Genomic DNA, 17,859 nt, shown 5'->3' on the forward strand with positions numbered 1-17,859 from the left:
TCGGCATGAGCATGGAAATGCGCGCGGATCTGGTGCGATGGCGGCTGTCAGGCCAGCCGGTCGCCCGGATCAGTGTGTCGGATGCGCGCGGGTCCACCCCGCGTGAAGCCGGAACCTTCATGCTGGTCACGCCCACCGAACAGTCGGGCACGATTGGCGGTGGCGACCTGGAATGGAACGCAATCCATCAGGCACGCAGGCTGCTGGATGCGGGTGGGAAGAGGCTGGTGCAGCGCATAAGCCTTGGCGGGAATTCGGGACAGTGCTGCGGGGGCGAAGTCCGGCTGACCCTTGATGTGCCGGATTGTGCCGGGCTGGATGGCATCATGGCGCAGCTTGAACACCTGCGCCGCACGCAGCCGCTGCTGCTGCTGTTCGGGGCGGGACATGTGGGGCGCGCGCTGGCGCATGTGCTGGCCCCGTTGCCGCTGCGCCTGGCATGGTGCGATTCGCGCCCGCATGAATTTGGTCCCTCCATTCCCGCAGGCGTGGAGGTGCATGATGATGGCGCATGGGAGCCTCTTGTGGCCCATGCCCCGCCGGGTTCCGGCGCGCTGGTCCTTACCCAGAGCCACGCGCTGGACAGCCTGATTGTTGCATCCCTCCTCGAACGGGGTGATTTTCGCTATGTCGGGCTGATAGGCTCGCACACGAAACGCCGCCGGTTCGAGGCGGGCTTCCGCCAGATCGGCCTGCCCGAAGACCGGATCGCCGCCATGGTCTGCCCGATAGGGGACCACGGCGTGCGCGACAAACGGCCCGCCGTCATCGCCGCGCTGGTCGCGGCGGAAATCGTCACCCGCTTCCTGCACCCGATGCAGGCGGGCGGTCATGCAAACGGGGATGACACCAGCCCATGAACGATCCGCTTTCCCGTCCCCCCCGCATGATGCGGCTGCATGCACGGGGCATTTCCTATTTCAACGCCGTGCGGGAATGCCGGTCGATCCGGGAGGCCGCGCGCAGGCTGAACGTCACGCCATCCGCCCTGACCCGGCAGCTTGCGCAGATGGAAGCCGAAATCGGCGCCCCCCTGTTCGACCGCCTGCCCGATGGCATGGTGCTGACGGAAGTGGGCACGATCATGGCGCGCCATATCGTGACCGTGATGCAGGACGCTGCCCGGACGGAAGAACAGATCAATGCCCTGTCCGGCCGCCATGACGGACGGCTGCGCATCATGGCGGTGGAAGGGATCGCGGGACAGTTGCTGCCCGCCCTGCTGGAACGCATCATTTCCGCCTATCCGGCCGTTGAACTGCATGTGGAGGTCGGCGCGCCCAAGACCATCGTATCCGCCCTGCAGGATGGGCGGGTGGATCTGGGCATTGCGTTTTCACTGGCGCTGTATCCCGAACTGCGGCGTGTGGCAGTGGGGCATTTCCCGGTGGGTGCTGTGGTTCGTGCGGATCATCCGCTGGCGCACCTGCGTACCGTCACGGTGGAAGAATGTACGGCTTATCGTCTGATCCTGCCTACGCGTACGCTGTCTCTGTATCGTGTCATGGAACCCATGCTGCGCCCGTGGCAGGACAGGCTGAACGTGGTGCTGCAGACCGGGTCGATCGAACTGACCAATCGCATGGTGCGGGCGGGGGCGGGGCTTGCATTCCAGTCACCGCTGGCAGTGGGCGCGCAGCCGGGACAGGACAGCCTGCGCCATGTGCCGCTGCGCGACACGCGCGCGGTGACGGATCTGGGGGCCTATGTGCGCGAATCCCGCTGGCTGCCGCCCCTGCTGGAAACGGTGATCGAGGAACTGCGGCTGGAGCTGCGTCGCGTACAGGGGGTCAGCGACGAACGGGTGGTCTGATCCGTGTTGCGTTTTGGGCAACGGAACGGTCAGATCATTATACTAGACGGAACACGTAACGGGCTGATTAGATTTATCCATCATGGTGCGGTTGGGGACTATCCGCATGGCGTCGGGGGACGCCATGCGGGCTGCATCGACAAACAGTAAAACATGATGGGAACCCGCAGATGGACACCACAACGCAGCCGAATGCCGGGATGGACAGCGGGCTTGCAGCTCTGGATGTGGCGGTGCGCCGGGATCTGGAAATCATCCGCTATCCCCGCAAGGAATGGGTTCCCCCCATGGAACGTGACGGCCAGCGTGTGCTGGACGTAGCCATTATCGGGGCGGGGCAGGGTGGCCTTGCCACGGCTTTCGCGCTCAAGCGCAACAACATCACCAATGTCCGTATTTTCGACCGTGCGGCGAAGGGCGGCGAAGGCCCGTGGGTGACATTCGCGCGCATGATCACGCTGCGCACGCCCAAATACGTGACCGGCCCCGACCTCGGGGTGCCCTCGCTCACGCCGCGTTCGTGGTACGAAGCGCAGTTTGGCGCCGAAGCATGGGAAAAGCTGGACAAAATCCCGCGTGGGCAGTGGCAGGACTACCTGGACTGGTATCGCGATATCCTGGATCTGCCGGTTGCAAACGACCATGATTTTCAGGGCGTGACATGGGAAAATGGCCTGCTGCGCCTGACCTTCCGCTGCCCTGACGGGGCCACCCATGTGCATTATGCCCGCAAGCTGGTGCTGGCCACCGGGATCGAGGGCTGTGGTTCGTGGCATGTGCCCGATTTCATCCGTGATGGCCTGCCGCGCGCGCGTTATGCCCATACGTCGGAAAACATCGATTTCGCAGCGCTGAAGGGCAAACGCATTGGCGTGCTGGGGGCCGGGGCTTCCGCATTCGACAACGCGGCCACGGCGCTGGAAGAAGGGGCGGGCAGTGTCACGCTGTGCCTGCGGCGCAAGGAAATTCCGTCGATCAACCCATATCGGTGGATGGAAAATACCGGTTTCCTCGCATACTATCCCGCCCTGCCGGACGACCTGCGCTGGGGTTTCATGCGCCGGATTTTCGAACTCAACCAGCCGCCACCGCAGGATACGTTCTGGCGCTGCCGCCGGCATGAAAACTTCTCCTTCCGCACGGGATGCCCGTGGACGGGCACACGCATGGATGGCGACGAGATCGTGGTCGATTCGCCCACGGGTGAAATGCGCTTTGATTTCGTGATCATCGGCACGGGTTTCACGACCGACCTGTCGCGACGGCCGGAAACGAAGTCCTTTGCGTCTTCCGTGGCATTGTGGGGCGATCGCTATACCGCACCCGCGGGTGCGGAAAGCGCCGTGCTGGAAAGCTATCCCTACCTGGGTGAGAACTACCAGTTCCTGCCGCGCCGGGCGGATGACGCGCTGGCGCCCATGCTGGCGAACATCCATAATTTCACGTTCTCGGCCACGCCCAGCATGGGCCTTTCGGGCGCGTCGATCAGTGGCATGCGCTTTGGCGTGGAACGTCTGGCCCACGGGCTGGGGCGTGACCTGTACGTAGCCGATGGCAGGCAGCATCTTGAAAGTCTGCTGTCCTATGACGTGCCGGAACTGGTCAGTCTCGATCCTCCTGTTGCATGATGCGCCCCGGGTAGATTTATCCATTCGGGAGAGAGTGAGTAGATGAGCAGCGCAGCACGCCTTTCACCTTCCGCGCCGGGTCTGTCCGGCACGGGGGGGCATGATGACCACAAGGTTCCCCCCGTGACCGACATGGCGCGGATTATCGGTCTGTCCATTCCGGCCGCCTGCATGCCCGACGTGGTGGCGAATACCGCCCTGCTGCACGGTTATGCCGATCTGGTCGGCAGCTTCGTGCTGCCTGATGACTGTGAACCCGCTTATGAGTACGTGCCATGACCATTCATGGACACAAGGCGGGTGCGGCCCTGGCCATTGCGGCGGATGTGCGTGCAGGCCGCCGCAGCGCCGTATCGGTCGTGACGGATGTGATCGCTGATATCGAAGCCCGTGACACGCGCTTCAACAGTGTCACCCGCATCCTTGGCGCTGCCGCGGTGGCGCAGGCCGAAGAAGTGGACCAGGCCATTGCCGCAGGCCGCGATCCCGGCCCGCTGGCGGGCGTGCCCTTCGGGGTGAAGGACCTGTTTGACGTCCGGGGCGAAGTGACTACGGCAGGGTCCATCGTGCTGCGTGACAACCTGCCCGCCACGCGTGACGCGGTCGTTGTCGAACGCCTGCGGGCCGCGGGCGCGGTGCCGGTCGCGACCCTGAACATGGATGAGTTCGCCTACGGCTTTTCAACCGAAAATGCCCATACCGGCACCACGCGCAACCCGCATGACACCGCGCGTCTGGCCGGTGGGTCATCGGGCGGGTCGGCAGCGTCGGTGGCGGCGGGTCTGCTGCCGTTCACGCTGGGGTCGGACACCAACGGGTCCATCCGCATCCCGTCCTCGCTGTGCGGGGTATGGGGGTTGAAGCCGACCTATGGGCAGATGCCGCTGGGTGGTGTCTATCCGTTCGTGGCCAGCCTGGATGTGGTTGGTCCCATGGCGGACACGGTGGAGGACCTGCGGGCGGTCTACGCCATCATGGCCGGTGGCACGCCAGTGGGCGAACCCGATGTGGGTGATGTGCGTGTCGCCCGCCTTGGTGGCTGGTTTGCCAACAACATCAGCACGGAACTGGCTGCGGGTATTGACGCCGTCATGGCGCATCTGGGGCAGGACCGGGTGATCGAACTGCCTGAAGTCGCACGGGCGCGGGCGTCCGCCTTTCTTATCAGCGCGGCGGAGGGGGGCAACCTGCACCTTGCGCGCCTGCGGCGTCGGTCCATGCAGTATGATCCCGCAACCCGCGGGCGGCTTATGGCCGGGGCCATGCTGCCAGCGGCAACATTTGTGCAGGCGCAGCGTTTCCGTCGCTGGTTCCGTGAACAGGTGCACGCTGCCCTTGCCCATGCGGATGTGCTGATTGCGCCCACAACGGTGGGTGTCTCACCGCGCATTGACCAGCCATCCATCGTGGTGGATGGCAAGACAGTGTCAGCCCGCGCCAATCTTGGCATTTTCACGCAGCCGATCAGCCTTGCGGGCCTGCCGGTGCTGGCGGCCCCTCTGGCGGTTGATGGCCTGCCGCTGGGTATCCAGCTTATCGGCGCGCCGGGTGGCGAGGCGAAGCTGTTCGCGGTCGCGGCCGAACTGCAGCGCGCGGGGCTTGCGGCCTGCCGTCCGCTGGATGCGGGATACGCACGAAAGGACAGCTGATGCTGAACACGCCGCGTTCATGCCGGGGGATGGTCACATCCCCCCACCATCTGGCCAGCCAGGCCGGCCTTGACGTGCTCAAGGCCGGTGGCACGGCGCTGGAGGCCGCAGTCGCCACTGCCGCCGCGCTGGCCGTGGTCTATCCGCACATGACCGGTATCGGCGGTGATGCCTTCTGGCTGACCATGTGGCCCGATGGACGGGTGGAAACCATTGATGCCTGTGGCGCTGCGGCACAGAAGGCCGACGCCGGTTTTTACCATGCGGCGGGGCTGGATACGATACCGTGGCGTGGGCCATTGGCGGCCAATACCGTGGCGGGGACGGTCTCGGGCTGGGATCTGGCGCTGTCGTGGAGCCATGCGATGGCGCCCGCACTGCCACTGGGCCGCGTATTGCGTGACGCGCTGTTCTATGCCGAACAGGGCGCGCCCGTAACCGACAGCGCAGCCGGGATCACAGCTGAAAAAGCCGATGAACTGAAGGATATTCCCGGTTTCGCGGACCTGTTCATGCCCGGTGGCAGGCTGCCACAGCCCGGCGACATCCTGCATAATCCGCGCCTTGCCAGCACATTGCGGCAACTGGCGGATGAAGGGCTGTCGAGCTTCTATCGTGGCAATGTCGCACGTGAACTGGCGGCCGACCTGCATGACCTTGGCAGCCCGCTGACCCTTGCGGACCTGCAGGCGCACAGGGCCACCCACCAGCCAGCCCTTCACGCCCGTATCCATGGTGCGGACCTGTATAACATGGCGCCCCCGACACAGGGGGTTGCGTCCCTGCTGATCCTTGCGCTGTTCGACCGGCTGAAGGCGGCAAGGGCGGATGATTTCGATTACCTGCACGGGCTGGTCGAGGCGACCAAACAGGCCTTCCGTTACCGCGATACCCATGTGGGTGATCCCGCCTACATGACCGTGCAGGCGCAGGACATCCTTGATGACCGCAGGGCGCTGGACCGTATGGCGGCCAGCATCGACCCCAAACGCGCGGCCCCGTGGCCGTGGCCGTCACAGGCGGGGGATACGGTCTGGCTGGGCGTGATTGATTCCGACGGGCTGGCCGTCAGCATGATCCAGAGCCTGTATTTCGAATACGGATCGGGCATCGTGCTGCCGCGCACCGGCGTTGTCTGGCAGAACCGTGGCACCAGCTTCGGCCTTGATCCGCAGGGGTGGAATGGCCTGCGCCCCGGCCGCAAGCCGTTCCATACCCTCAACCCCGCCGGTGCCCGTTTTGATGACGGGCGCACCATGGTCTATGGCACCATGGGGGGCGAGGGACAGCCGCAGACACAGTCCGCCATCTTCACCCGTTACGCACGCTACGGCATGGAACTGCAGGAAGCAGTCACGGCACCGCGCTGGCTGCTGGGGCGCACGTGGGGCGAAAGCAGCGTCAGCCTGAAATACGAAGACCGCTTTGATCCCGCAGTGATTGCACGGATGCAGGCGGCGGGGCACCAGGTGGAACGCGTCGCGCCGTTTTCTTCCAAAATGGGCCATGCGGGCGCACTGGTGCGCCATCCCTCCGGTCTGCTGGAGGGGGCGACCGATCCGCGCAGCGACGGGTGCGTCGCGGCATGGTAATGCAGGCAGGCAACATGGATCACCCATCCGGCGCACGCGCCGTCGCGCGCTGCACCGAACTGGGCCGCGCGCCGTATTCCGAGATGGAAGGCGGGCTGTTCCGCCCCTATCTCGGCCCGTCCTACCGCGCCACCTGCGACCGGCTGGCGGCATGGATGCACGATGCGGGTATGGCCACGCGCATGGACGCGGCGGGTAACCTGATCGGACGGTACGAAGGGCTTGTACCTGATGCCCCGGTCGTGCTGCTGGGATCGCATATCGACAGCGTGCGTGACGGCGGGTTTTTTGACGGGATGCTGGGTGTGGTCCTTGGCATTGAAACCGTGGCCCATTTCGCCCGATCGGGGAAACGCTTTCCCTTCGCGCTGGAAGTCGTGGGCTTCGGGGATGAGGAAGGATCGCGCTTTCCATCCGGCATGCTGACTTCGCACGCCGTGGCGGGGGTGCTGGAAACACCGGACCCGGCCATGCGAGACTGGGCCGAGACCGCGACGCTGGCCAGCGCGCTGGAAGGTTTCGGGCTGGATGTGGGGCGTATGCATGCTGCATCCCGCAAGGGCGATCCGGTCGTTGCCTATGTCGAGGCGCATATCGAGCAGGGGCCGGCGCTGGAAGCCGAAGGCCGCGCCCTTGGCGTGGTCAGCGCGATTGCGGCCCAGCACCGCTATCGCGTGACACTGCGCGGCATGGCGGGTCATGCGGGCACCGTTGCCATGAAGCTGCGGCGCGACGCGCTGGCGGGGGCTGCGGAAATCATCCTTGCTGCCGAACGTGTGGGTCGTGCGGGCACGGATGGGCTGGTGGCGACAGTCGGGTCGCTGGACGTCATGCCGGGGGCGGCCAATGTCGTGCCGGGCGATGTGGTGTTCACCATTGATGTTCGCGCCGGGACGAATGCCACGCGCGACCGTGCGGCGCGTGAAATCCTGGACATTGCCTGCACTGTGGCAGCCCGGCGCGGGCTGGAAATGGATGTGGCGTTGCAGCAGGACCTTGATGCGACACCCTGTGATCCGATGCTTGCGGACCTTATGGAACAGGCCGTGCGCGAAGTGACCTGTGCGCCCGTGCCCCTGCTGGTCAGCGGGGCGGGACATGACGCCATGATCATGGCGCATCTGGCCCCGGTTTGCATGCTGTTCATCCGGTGTGCGGGCGGCATCAGCCATAACCCGGCGGAATCCGTAACCGATGCCGATACGGATGCGGCCCTGCGCGCGATGATTACCTTTATCGGACTTTTTGAGAGACGTTTCGGATGACCCAGACCTTTTTCGGCCAGATCAATCCTCCCGCCCGGTTGCTGATGGGGCCGGGGCCGGTCAATGCGCATCCGCGCGTGCTGCGGGCCATGGCGGCTGACATGCTGGGCCAGTTCGACCCGGAAATGACCGAATACATGAACCAGACGATGGAACTGTACCGTCAGGTGTTCATGACCAGCAACCGCTGGACCTTCCTGGTTGATGGCACGGCGCGCGCAGGGATCGAGGCGTCACTTGTATCGCTGGTTGAACCGGGCATGAAGCTGCTGATCGTGCGCGCGGGCCGTTTCGGGCTGCTGCTGTCCGAAATCGCGCAGCGCATTGGTGCCGAGATCGTGACGCTGGACATTCCGTGGGGCGAGATTGCGACGCTGGAGCAGATCGAGGACGCGATCGTCACCCACCGCCCGCATGTGCTGGCATGCATCCATGGCGATACGTCCACCACCATTGCCCAGCCGCTGGATGGGGTCGGGGCGCTGTGCCGCAAGTATGACGTGCTGTCCTATGTTGACACCACCGCGACGCTGGGCGGAATGGAGGTCGCAACCGACCGCTGGGGCGTGGATGTGGTCAGCGGAGGACTGCAGAAATGCATGGGCGGGCCGCCGGGTTCGGCCCCCATCACCATTTCCGACCGTGCGGCGGAACATATCTTCGCCCGTCGCCATGTCGAGGCCGGTATCCGGGGCAGCGACACGCGCGATGGTACGCGGGTGCGCATTCCGTCCAACTATTTCGATCTGGCCATGGTCATGGATTACTGGTCCGAAAAGCGCCTGAACCACCATACAGAAGCCACCACCATGCTCTACGGCGCGCGTGAAGCCGCCCGCGTGGTGCTGGAGGAGGGGCTGCAGGCCCGCTTCGCCCGCCATGCCCGAGCCTCACGCGCGATATGTGCTGGCATGCGGGCCATCGGGCTGGAACTGTTTGGTAGCGATGACTACCGCATGACCAACGTGACCGGTGTGTACATTCCCAAGGGTGTGGATGGCGAGCGGGTGCGTGGCCGCATGCGTGAGGATTTCGAGATCGAGATCGGCTCCGCCTTCGGTCCGTTGCAGGGCAGGATCTGGCGCATCGGGGCCATGGGCTACAATGCTGAAAAGCACAAGGTGCTGCTGACCATCGGTGCGCTGGAAACAGTCCTGCGTCACGAAGGTCATGCCTTTGTCGCGGGCAGCGGCGTCGATGCCGCCCTTGCGGCCTATAACGCATAAGAACGGGGGATATGGCGTAAATGTCTGAAACAGGTGTCTATCCCCGCGATCTGGTCGGCTATGGCGGCAATCCGCCAGATGCGCAATGGCCGGGTGGCGCGCGGATCGCGGTACAGTTCGTCATCAATTACGAGGAGGGGGCCGAGAATTCGGTCCTGCATGGCGATCGCGGGTCGGAAGCCTTCCTGTCGGAAATGATCGGGGCGCAGTCCATTCCCGGCGCGCGTGCGATCGCGATGGAAAGCCTGTATGAATACGGCTCTCGTGCCGGGTTCTGGCGGCTGCACCGCATCTTTACCCAACGCCAGCAGCCGCTGACGGTGTTTGGTGTGGCAGCGGCCATGGCGCGCAACCCGGCCGCCGTCGCGGCGATGAAGGAAGCAGGATGGGAAATCGCATCCCACGGGTTACGCTGGATTGATTACCAGCATGTGCCTGAAGCAGTGGAACGCGCACATATTCAGGAATGCATCGCGCTGCATACAAAGCTGACCGGATCACGCCCTCTGGGCTGGTACCAGGGGCGGACCAGCCCCAATACCGCCCGGCTGATCGCGGAAGAAGGCGGCTTTGTCTATGACGCGGATTCCTATGCTGATGACCTGCCGTATTATGATCGCAGCCATGGTCGTGCCCAGTTGATCGTGCCCTATACACTGGATGTGAATGACATGCGTTTTGTGGCGATCAACGGCTTTACCGAAGGCGGGCAGTTCTTCAACTATCTGCGCGACACCTTCGATGAACTGTATGAGGAGGGGGCTGACAGGCCGCGCATGATGTCGGTTGGCCTGCACTGCCGTGTGGCGGGCCGTCCGGGGCGTGCGCGTGCGGTGGCGCGTTTCCTTGATTACATCGCCACGCGGGAAAAGGTCTGGGTCGCGACCCGGCTGGATATCGCCCGGCACTGGCTGGCGGTGCATCCGGCATGACAGACGTGATGGACCGGGTCAATCGCGCCTCCACCGTCAGGTTTGTGGAGCTGTTTGGCCCGATATACGAACATTCCCCCTGGATCGCCCAGCGCGCATATGCCCATCGTCCCTTCGCTGACATGGAGGCGATGCTGGCTGCCATGCGCCATGAACTGGACCGGGCAACCAGTGCGGAAAAAATGGCGCTGATCCGCGCCCACCCCGAACTGGCGCAGCGCATGGGGGTGGACCCGACGCTGACATCGGCTTCGGCGGCCGAGCAGGCCTCCGCCGGGCTGGACCGTCTGACGCCGGATGAATTCGCCACCTTCCGCGCGCTGAATGACGCTTATGCCACCAAATTCGGCATTCCGTTCATTATCTGCGTGCGGCGATCGGACAAGGACGGCATCCTGAACGGAATGCGTAGCCGTCTGGAAAACACGCCCGAAGCCGAACAGCAGGCTGCCCTGCGTGAAATCAACAAGATTGCCGCCCTGCGTCTGGCGGATGTGCTGGCGCGGCTGGAGCAGGAACCATGAGCACCCTTTCCACCCACGTTCTTGACCTTGTATCAGGCAGGCCCGCCGCAGGCATGGCGATCAGCCTGTGGACGGGTCAGGACTGCCTGTTCCGTGGCGTAACCAATGCGGATGGCCGCTGCCCGGAACTGGGCCAGCAGACGGGGGACATGAAAGCTGGTACCTACCGGCTGGAATTCACCGTGGCGGATTATTTCCGCAGCCGTGATGTCAGCCTGTCGGACCCGCCATTCCTTGATGTCGTGCCTATCGTCTTTGGCATGGCGCAGGTGGCACCGGGGGAAAAGGGGGGACATTATCATGTGCCGCTTCTGGTTTCGCCCTATGGGTTTTCGACCTATCGCGGTAGCTGAGCGGGTTAAGGAATTATTTTGGAATAGAAATTTTTCTGGCGCCGCCTTTTTTCAAACCGGCGGTGTTTCCTGGTGAAGCTTTTTGAAAAAAGCTTCACCAGGAATGCCTTGAACAACAAGGGCCGTGGCATATCCTGCCACGGCCCTTGTTCGTATCCCGCGACAGGCTGGCCGCCGCGGGGAAAAACCGTATCAGACCAGCGCCTGCTTCAGGGCGGCGGTCAGTTCGGTCGTGGTGGCCTTGCCACCAAGGTCGCCCGTGCGTACGGCGCCCGAAGTGATGACTTTCTCGATGGCCTTGTCGATGCGGGTGGCCAGATCCTGACGGCCCACATGTGCCAGCATCATGTTGGCAGCCAGCAGCAGCGAGGTCGGGTTGGCCTTGTTCTGGCCCGCGATATCGGGTGCGGAACCATGAACGGCTTCGAACACGGCGGCCTTTTCGCCAATGTTCGCACCCGGCGCCAGACCAAGGCCGCCAACCAGACCGGCGGTCAGGTCGGACAGGATATCACCGAACAGGTTGGTGGTGACGATGCAGTCATACTGCCACGGATCGGTCACAAGCTGCATGGCGCAGGCGTCGACAATGCGCTCGTTCACTTCCACGCGGCCTTCGTATTCCTTGGCGACCTTGCGGCCTTCTTCAAGGAACAGGCCCGTCAGCAGCTTCAGGATGTTGGCCTTGTGCACCAGGGTCACGCGCTTGCGGTTGTTCTTGACCGCGTATTCAAAGGCGTAACGGACGATGCGGTTGCATTCCCTGCGCGTGGTGTAGCCTGCGCTGGTGGCGATGGCGTGCGGGTCATCACCGTAGGGAATGTAGTTTTCCATCGCCGCGTAATACCCTTCGAGGTTTTCGCGGAAGATGACGAGGTTGATGTTCTCGAAACGGCCACCGGGCACGATCGTCTTGGTGGGACGGACATTTGCGAACAGGCCGAACTCCTGACGCAGTGTCACGTTGATGGATTTGAAGCCACCACCGACCGGGGTTGTCAGCGGGCCTTTCAGCGCAAGGCCGGTGCGGCGGATGCTTTCGATCGTTTCCTTGGGCAGCGGGCTGCCGGTGGCGTCAAGAGCCGCGACACCGCCAAGAGCCTTTTCCCATTTGAAAGGGGCACCGACCGTATCCAGGATCTCGGTCACGGACTGGACGATTTCAGGCCCGATTCCGTCACCCGGAATCAGGGTGGCGGGAATTGTTTTTTCTGTAGACATTCTCGAACGTCTCCCTTTGTGCTTGCTACTGAAAAGCGTTTCAGCATGCGCACCGGCTTGGCGGACCCGGTTCGTTGCCGGGTGCCCCGTCGGAACTGGTTAAAAGTCCTAGGCCCCCACGCCCCGTGTGACAATCGGGCCACCGGGTCATGGTCGTGGTTTTGCAGTCACATTATCCGGCGTTCAGCGGCGCGCATGCAACGCCAAGCCATGTGCGTTCCTGACTTCCCAGATGTGGGGCGACCCTTTCAAAAACCCGTGCATGATAGGCATCCAGCCAGGCAATTTCATTTTCCTGAAGGCTGGCCACATCAATCAGCCGCCGGTCGAACGGGGCCAGGGTCAGGATCTCGAATTCCAGAAAACTGCGTCCCGCCTCCGCCGTGGGGGATGGCTGGACCAGGTGCAGGTTTTCCAGGCGAATGCCGAACGCGCCGGGACGGTAATAGCCCGGCTCATTCGACAGGATCATGCCCGCGTGCAGCTTTACGGGGCGGAAAACGGGGGAAATGGTGGCTGGGCCCTCATGCACCGACAGATAACTGCCAATTCCGTGCCCGGTGCCATGGTCATAATCCAGCCCGCCCTCCCATAGCGCATGCCGGGCGAGGGCATCCAGCGCATGGCCGGTCACACCATGCGGAAAATGCGCGCGGGCCAGCGCGATATGCCCGCGCAGCACGCGGGTGAAGGCATCACGCACGTCGGTCCCCGGTGCGTCAGGCCCGGTCCAGACCGTGCGGGTGATATCGGTCGTGCCAAAGGGATACTGTCCGCCGCTGTCGATCAGGTAGACCTCGTTCGGCTGTAGCCTGCGGTCGGTTTCGGGTGTTACGCGGTAATGGATGATCGCGCCGTTGGGGCCGGAACCGGAAATGGCGGGAAAACTTTCCTCCCGGTAGTCAGGACAGGCGGCGCGGAAGCGGTCCAGTTGTTCCGCCGCTGCCAGTTCCGCCGTAATCAAGGCGTTTTCATCCAGCCAGTGCAGGAAACGGCAGATGGCAATCCCGTCCAGCAGGTGGGCGCGGCGACTGCCTTCCTGTTCGGTTTCATTCTTGATCGCCTTGGGCAACAGGCATGGATCGCCCTTGCGAACGACCGTGGCCCCTGCATCCTCCAGCGTCTGGATGAACCATACGGCGTTGCTGGCCGGGTCCACCTGCACGCGCGCGCCAGACAGGACGCGCAGGGTATCTTCCAGCGCGGCAGGCGGCGCAATCGTAACGTCATCTCCCAGCCACTGCCGCGTCGTGCCGGAGACCTTGGCCGGGTCGATCAGTAATGTAACGCGCCCGGTATCATGCACGATGGCGAAGGACAGGCTGAGCGGCGTGTACGGCACGTCGCGGCCACGGATGTTCAGCAGCCATGCGATTGATGCCGGGTCACTCAGCACCAGCGCCGCCTCACCCGCGTCGCGCAGGGCGCACGCCATGGTCGCGCGCTTGTCCCGGCTGGACTGCCCGGCCCATTCCTCGGGTTGCGGGACACAGGGCGTGCAGGGCGGGGCAGGGCGGTCGGTCCAGATCCGGTCAACCGGGTTGGCGGGCAGGGCGACAAGCGCCAGCCCCGCATCACTGAACGGACGCAGTGCGCTTTCGCTTATCAGGCGCGGGTCATAGCCAATCCGGCAGGTTGCGCCATGCCGCGCCAGCCATGTGGCGGGCGGGACCCTGCTGATATGCAGCCGTTCCCATGCACAGCCGTCCACCTGCTGGTCCATCTGGGTGATGTAGCGGCCGTCGGAAAAGACGGCGGCCACGTCTGGCAGCACCGCCGCCATTCCCGCGCTGCCGGTAAAGCCGGTAAGCCACGCCAGACGTTCGGCGCAGGGGGCGACATATTCGCCCAGGTGTTCATCCCCACGGGGCAGGATAAATCCGTCAACGCCCATCTGCTTCAGCACGGCGCGCAGTGCGTCGGGGCGGTTTGGGGCTGGGGGCATGGGCATATCCTTTTGGGTGGGGGATCAGGAAACGGACATGATGCGGTACAGGAACAGAAGGTCCATCCACCGCCCGTATTTCGTGCCGCATTCGGGCAGCAGGCCACCATGCTGGAAACCAAAGCGTTCATGCAGCCTGCGTGACGCGATGTTGGTGGAGGTAATGCCTGCGATCATGACATGCACCTCCGCCTCCTTCGCCCGGTCGCACAATGCCTGCAGCAGGGCGCTGCCAATGCCGCGGCGCTTGTACGCCGGGGCGATGTACAGCGAATGCTCGACCGTATGCCGGTAGCCAGAAAAGGGTCGGAAGGTTTTCCAGCTGCTGTAACCCGCCACGTGGCCGTCATCCGTTTCGGCCACCAACACGGGAAACCCGCTGGCCTGACTGGTATGCAGCCATTCCAGCCGGGCGGCGATGGTGGTTTCGTGGGTTTCCCACATGGATGTGCTGTTGCGGATGGCGTGATTGACGATTTCGACAATGGCGGGAATATCCGCATCCGTCGCATCACGGATCAGCAGGCGCGCGGTATCAGCCATTGGGTTTGCGCAGGATGAGCGTGCCCCAGTCCCCTTCACGCAGGTGGCGTTCCAGCACAAGTCCGTGGCGGCGGTGGGCTGCCAGTACCATGCGCACCTGTGTATTCAGCAGCCCCGCAAGGATGGCGGTGCCACCGGGCAGCAGGTTGCGCGTAAGATCGGCCGCCATGCTGCACAGCGGGCGGGCAAGGATATTGGCGAATACAAGGTCATAGGGCGCATGGTGGCGGATGGCGGGCGTGGACCAGCCATTGCCCAGATGGCATTCCACCAGGTTGGACAGCCCGTTCATGGCCGCGTTGCGCCGGGTCACGCGCACGGACCACGGGTCGATATCGGTCGCCAGCACGCGTTTGTGCAGCAGGGATGCAGCCGCCATGGCCAGGATGCCCGACCCGCAGCCAAGGTCGAGGATACGCCGCGGCCTGCGACAGGCGATCATTTCCAGCGCGCGCAGGCAGCCACGGGTCGAGCCATGTTCCCCCGACCCGAAGGCGACGCCCGCATCCAGCGTGATGGTGATGCGCTGTGGGCTGGTGGTGGGTTCAAGATGCGTGCCCCGGATGGCGAAGCGCCTGCCCGCAAGCTGTTCGGGAAAGGATTCGTAGGTGCGTGCCAGCCAGCCTTCGGATTCCGTGTGGCTGCGTTCCAGTTCGGCATCGACGCCACTGGTCAGGGCCGCCACGATCAGGGCAGCGCGCAGTTCGTCTTCCCCGCTGCCGGTATCCTTGACGCCTTCAACGCGCCACAGGGTCTGGCTGTCATCGACTTCGAAAATGCCGATGGTGGTGCAGACGGTGGACAGGGCGGATTCATACGCTTCAACCGCGTCAGGCGGGACCGTGACCGATATGGTTTCCAGTTCTGTGGCGTGACGCCGGGGGGAAAGGCTCATCTATACCTGCTCAACAAATGTATCGATCACCCGCTTGGGGCCTGCTTTTTCAAACGCGACTTCCAGCCGGTTTCCCTCGACCGAGGTAATCGTGCCGTAGCCGAATTTCTGGTGGAATACACGCACTCCCACCTTCATGCCCGAAGCCTTGGACGTGGAAGGTGTGACATCATGCACCCGCCGGGACGCCACCAGCGGGAAAGGCGTGCTGCCAAACACGGCAGGACGGCCAAGGAAGCTGCGCCGGCTGTTGGATGTATCGCCGCGTGTCTCGGTGTGCTCGGCGGGGAGTTCCTCGACAAAGCGGCTGGGAATGGCGGACTGCCAGTTGCCGTATATGCGGCGGTTGGCGGCGTGGCTGATAATCGCCAGCTTGCGCGCGCGCGTAATGCCCACATAGGCAAGGCGGCGTTCTTCCTCCAGCCCCTTCAGCCCACCTTCATCCAGCGTGCGCTGGGACGGGAAGACACCTTCCTCCCATCCAGGCAGGAACACGGTGTCGAATTCCAGCCCCTTGGCGCCATGCAGCGTCATGATGCTCATGCTGTCTTCACCCGCCCTGTCCTCGGTATCCATGACGAGGGCGACGTGTTCAAGAAAGCCGCCAAGGTTTTCATAATCCGCCAGCGAGCGCACCAGTTCCTTCAGGTTTTCCAGCCGTCCGGGCGCGTCGGGGGATTTGTCGGCTTTCCACATGTCGATATACCCACTCTCCTCCAGCAGGTGGTCGATGGCGACGACATGCCCTTCGCGTCCCAGCATGTCGCGTGTGGTGCCCAGCGTATGCATGAGGGCGGCAAGCTGGCCCTTCGCCCGGCCCTTGATGTCGCCCGTGCCCAGCATTTCCAGCACGGCAGCGGTTAGCGGGATCTGGCGTTCACGGGCGTGCATGTGCATTTTCTGCAGGCCCGTGGCGCCCACGCCCCGGCGCGGCACGTTGATGATGCGTTCAAACGCAAGATCGTCGGATGGCTGGTTGACCACGCGCATATAGGCGATGGCATCGCGGATTTCGGCGCGTTCGTAAAAGCGCAGGCCGCCGACCACGCGATAGGGTAATCCAAGGGTAATCAGCCGTTCTTCAAACGCGCGGGTCTGGAAACCGGCGCGGACAAGGATGGCGATTTCGCTCATCGTGTGGCCATCGGCGCGCAGGCGTTCGATCTCGGTGCCGACCATGCGGGCTTCGTCATCCGAATCCTGCACGGAAATGACGCGCACCTTCTCGCCTTCCGCATCCTCGCGGCCGGGGTGCAGGGTCTTGCCCAGACGTTCCTCGTTATGCGCGATCAGGCCCGACGCGGCAGCCAGGATCTGTCGGGTGGAGCGGTAATTGCGTTCCAGCCGCACGACCTTCGCACCGGGGAAGTCGCGTTCGAAGCGCAGGATGTTTTCCACTTCCGCCCCGCGCCAGGAATAGATCGACTGGTCATCATCCCCCACGCAGCAGATGTTCGACGGCTGGTCTGACCGGTGCGCCAGCAGCCGCAGCCACAGATACTGGATGGTGTTGGTGTCCTGATATTCGTCCACCAGGATGTAGCGGAAGAAACGGTGATACTGCGCCAGTACATCGGGGTGTTTGCGCAGGATTTCCGTCATGTGCAGCATGAGGTCGCCAAAGTCGCACGCGTTCAGCTGCCGCAGCCGGGACTGGTAATCCGTATAGATTTCGGCACAGCGCCCATTGGCGAAATCCGTGTCCTCGGCCGCCGTGATGGCATCGGGCACCAGCCCGCGGTCCTTCCACCGCTGGATCACGCCCATGATGGCCGGGGGTGGCCAGCGCTTGGTGTCGATGCGGTAGGGTTCAAGTACCTGTTTGAGCAGGCGCAGCTGGTCATCGGTATCAAGAATGGTGAAACTGCTGGTAAGTCCCACATATTCCGCGTGGCGGCGCAGCATGCGCGCGCACAGGGCGTGGAACGTGCCCAGCCACAGCCCTTCCGCCGGTTCACCCAGCAGCGCGCTGACACGTTCGCGCATTTCGCGCGCGGCCTTGTTGGTAAAGGTTACGGCAAGGATCTGGTTGGGCCGTGCGCGGCCCGACAGCAGGATATGCGCGAACCGCGTGGTCAGCACCCGCGTCTTGCCCGTGCCCGCGCCGGCGAGCACCAGCAGCGGGCCATCCGTGGTTTCAATCGCGGCCCGCTGTTCGGGATTGAGGCGGTTCAGGTAATCCGGCACGCGGCCGGTGGGGATAAGGCTGTCCATGACATTATCTTCTATAGCAATCCCGTCGCCGGGTAACCAATGCTATCAATCATGATGTG

At 63.7% G+C, this 17,859-nt stretch carries 16 protein-coding genes; 11 read left to right on the plus strand and 5 right to left on the minus strand.

All coding sequences use genetic code 11. The features are described 5' to 3' along the window. The first annotated feature begins 5 nt into the window (after window positions 1-5). The 11 genes from xdhC (at window position 6) to uraH (ending at window position 10,982) form a co-directional block, all read left to right on the plus strand. The gene (xdhC, locus tag ACE2AA_RS15275; protein WP_395370357.1) at window positions 6-860 is read left to right on the plus strand and encodes a xanthine dehydrogenase accessory protein XdhC; all 855 of its coding nucleotides are present in this window, start codon (window positions 6-8) and stop codon (window positions 858-860) included. Further along, window positions 857-1,813: a LysR family transcriptional regulator gene (locus tag ACE2AA_RS15280; RefSeq protein ID WP_395370359.1), complete on the plus strand. Its 957-nt coding sequence runs from the start codon at window positions 857-859 to the stop codon at window positions 1,811-1,813. Before xdhC ends, ACE2AA_RS15280 begins: the two co-directional genes overlap by 4 nt. Window positions 1,814-1,983: 170 nt before the next feature. Beyond that, the gene (locus ACE2AA_RS15285; protein ID WP_395370360.1) at window positions 1,984-3,441 is read left to right on the plus strand and encodes an NAD(P)-binding domain-containing protein; all 1,458 of its coding nucleotides are present in this window, start codon (window positions 1,984-1,986) and stop codon (window positions 3,439-3,441) included. 42 nt (window positions 3,442-3,483) lie between these two features. Next, window positions 3,484-3,720, plus strand: coding sequence for a DUF4089 domain-containing protein (locus ACE2AA_RS15290; RefSeq protein WP_141262290.1), 237 nt, complete (start codon window positions 3,484-3,486; stop codon window positions 3,718-3,720). Then, window positions 3,717-5,090, plus strand: a complete 1,374-nt coding sequence (locus tag ACE2AA_RS15295) for an AtzE family amidohydrolase (RefSeq protein ID WP_395370362.1) — start codon at window positions 3,717-3,719, stop codon at window positions 5,088-5,090. The genes ACE2AA_RS15290 and ACE2AA_RS15295 overlap by 4 nt, the downstream gene beginning before the upstream one ends. After that, window positions 5,090-6,682, plus strand: a complete 1,593-nt coding sequence (locus ACE2AA_RS15300; protein WP_141262292.1) for a gamma-glutamyltransferase family protein — start codon at window positions 5,090-5,092, stop codon at window positions 6,680-6,682. Before ACE2AA_RS15295 ends, ACE2AA_RS15300 begins: the two co-directional genes overlap by 1 nt. Next, window positions 6,676-7,947 carry an allantoate amidohydrolase gene (locus tag ACE2AA_RS15305; RefSeq protein WP_395370364.1) on the plus strand — a complete coding sequence of 424 codons (1,272 nt, stop codon included), beginning with the start codon at window positions 6,676-6,678 and terminating at the stop codon, window positions 7,945-7,947. The genes ACE2AA_RS15300 and ACE2AA_RS15305 overlap by 7 nt, the downstream gene beginning before the upstream one ends. Then, window positions 7,944-9,173 (plus strand): alanine--glyoxylate aminotransferase family protein, encoded by a 1,230-nt coding sequence (locus ACE2AA_RS15310; protein ID WP_141262294.1) that lies wholly within the window; start codon window positions 7,944-7,946, stop codon window positions 9,171-9,173. Before ACE2AA_RS15305 ends, ACE2AA_RS15310 begins: the two co-directional genes overlap by 4 nt. Window positions 9,174-9,193: 20 nt before the next feature. Next, the gene (gene puuE / locus ACE2AA_RS15315; protein WP_395370366.1) at window positions 9,194-10,105 is read left to right on the plus strand and encodes an allantoinase PuuE; all 912 of its coding nucleotides are present in this window, start codon (window positions 9,194-9,196) and stop codon (window positions 10,103-10,105) included. 8 nt (window positions 10,106-10,113) lie between these two features. Continuing rightward, the gene (uraD, locus tag ACE2AA_RS15320; RefSeq protein ID WP_395372232.1) at window positions 10,114-10,629 is read left to right on the plus strand and encodes a 2-oxo-4-hydroxy-4-carboxy-5-ureidoimidazoline decarboxylase; all 516 of its coding nucleotides are present in this window, start codon (window positions 10,114-10,116) and stop codon (window positions 10,627-10,629) included. Beyond that, the gene (gene uraH, locus ACE2AA_RS15325) at window positions 10,626-10,982 is read left to right on the plus strand and encodes a hydroxyisourate hydrolase (RefSeq protein ID WP_141262296.1); all 357 of its coding nucleotides are present in this window, start codon (window positions 10,626-10,628) and stop codon (window positions 10,980-10,982) included. The genes uraD and uraH overlap by 4 nt, the downstream gene beginning before the upstream one ends. Before the next feature lie 192 nt (window positions 10,983-11,174). Here the strand turns inward: uraH and ACE2AA_RS15330 are convergent, their stop codons facing one another. From ACE2AA_RS15330 to ACE2AA_RS15350, 5 genes are all read right to left on the minus strand, one after another. Then, window positions 11,175-12,203 (minus strand): isocitrate/isopropylmalate dehydrogenase family protein, encoded by a 1,029-nt coding sequence (locus ACE2AA_RS15330; protein WP_141262297.1) that lies wholly within the window; start codon window positions 12,201-12,203, stop codon window positions 11,175-11,177. 172 nt (window positions 12,204-12,375) lie between these two features. After that, on the minus strand, window positions 12,376-14,148 hold the full coding sequence (locus ACE2AA_RS15335; protein WP_395370367.1) for a M24 family metallopeptidase: 1,773 nt from the start codon (window positions 14,146-14,148) through the stop codon (window positions 12,376-12,378). Between the two features lie 24 nt (window positions 14,149-14,172). Beyond that, a complete protein-coding gene (locus ACE2AA_RS15340; RefSeq protein WP_141262299.1) occupies window positions 14,173-14,691 on the minus strand; it encodes a GNAT family N-acetyltransferase in 519 nt (172 codons plus the stop codon). Further along, entirely contained in the window at window positions 14,684-15,586 is a 903-nt protein-coding gene (locus tag ACE2AA_RS15345; protein WP_141302463.1) for a 50S ribosomal protein L11 methyltransferase, read from the minus strand. The genes ACE2AA_RS15340 and ACE2AA_RS15345 overlap by 8 nt, the downstream gene beginning before the upstream one ends. After that, a complete protein-coding gene (locus ACE2AA_RS15350) occupies window positions 15,587-17,800 on the minus strand; it encodes an ATP-dependent helicase (protein ID WP_395370368.1) in 2,214 nt (737 codons plus the stop codon). Window positions 17,801-17,859: the final 59 nt, after the last annotated feature.

Origin of the sequence: Komagataeibacter diospyri (assembly GCF_043995075.1) — a bacterium.
GTDB classification, from domain to species: Bacteria; Pseudomonadota; Alphaproteobacteria; order Acetobacterales; family Acetobacteraceae; genus Komagataeibacter; species Komagataeibacter diospyri.

Excerpts from the sequence above, each read along its gene's own strand:
- ACE2AA_RS15350 (WP_395370368.1), bottom strand. The coding sequence starts at position 17,800 with ATGGACAGCCTTATCCCCACCGGCCGCGTGCCGGATTACCTGAACCGC.
- ACE2AA_RS15335 (WP_395370367.1), bottom strand. The coding sequence starts at position 14,148 with ATGCCCCCAGCCCCAAACCGCCCCGACGCACTGCGCGCCGTGCTGAAG.
- xdhC (WP_395370357.1), top strand. The coding sequence starts at position 6 with ATGAGCATGGAAATGCGCGCGGATCTGGTGCGATGGCGGCTGTCAGGC.
- ACE2AA_RS15280 (WP_395370359.1), top strand. The coding sequence starts at position 857 with ATGAACGATCCGCTTTCCCGTCCCCCCCGCATGATGCGGCTGCATGCA.
- ACE2AA_RS15340 (WP_141262299.1), bottom strand. The coding sequence starts at position 14,691 with ATGGCTGATACCGCGCGCCTGCTGATCCGTGATGCGACGGATGCGGAT.
- uraD (WP_395372232.1), top strand. The coding sequence starts at position 10,114 with ATGGACCGGGTCAATCGCGCCTCCACCGTCAGGTTTGTGGAGCTGTTT.
- ACE2AA_RS15305 (WP_395370364.1), top strand. The coding sequence starts at position 6,676 with ATGGTAATGCAGGCAGGCAACATGGATCACCCATCCGGCGCACGCGCC.
- uraH (WP_141262296.1), top strand. The coding sequence starts at position 10,626 with ATGAGCACCCTTTCCACCCACGTTCTTGACCTTGTATCAGGCAGGCCC.
- ACE2AA_RS15285 (WP_395370360.1), top strand. The coding sequence starts at position 1,984 with ATGGACACCACAACGCAGCCGAATGCCGGGATGGACAGCGGGCTTGCA.
- puuE (WP_395370366.1), top strand. The coding sequence starts at position 9,194 with ATGTCTGAAACAGGTGTCTATCCCCGCGATCTGGTCGGCTATGGCGGC.
- ACE2AA_RS15295 (WP_395370362.1), top strand. The coding sequence starts at position 3,717 with ATGACCATTCATGGACACAAGGCGGGTGCGGCCCTGGCCATTGCGGCG.
- ACE2AA_RS15290 (WP_141262290.1), top strand. The coding sequence starts at position 3,484 with ATGAGCAGCGCAGCACGCCTTTCACCTTCCGCGCCGGGTCTGTCCGGC.
- ACE2AA_RS15345 (WP_141302463.1), bottom strand. The coding sequence starts at position 15,586 with ATGAGCCTTTCCCCCCGGCGTCACGCCACAGAACTGGAAACCATATCG.
- ACE2AA_RS15330 (WP_141262297.1), bottom strand. The coding sequence starts at position 12,203 with ATGTCTACAGAAAAAACAATTCCCGCCACCCTGATTCCGGGTGACGGA.
- ACE2AA_RS15310 (WP_141262294.1), top strand. The coding sequence starts at position 7,944 with ATGACCCAGACCTTTTTCGGCCAGATCAATCCTCCCGCCCGGTTGCTG.
- ACE2AA_RS15300 (WP_141262292.1), top strand. The coding sequence starts at position 5,090 with ATGCTGAACACGCCGCGTTCATGCCGGGGGATGGTCACATCCCCCCAC.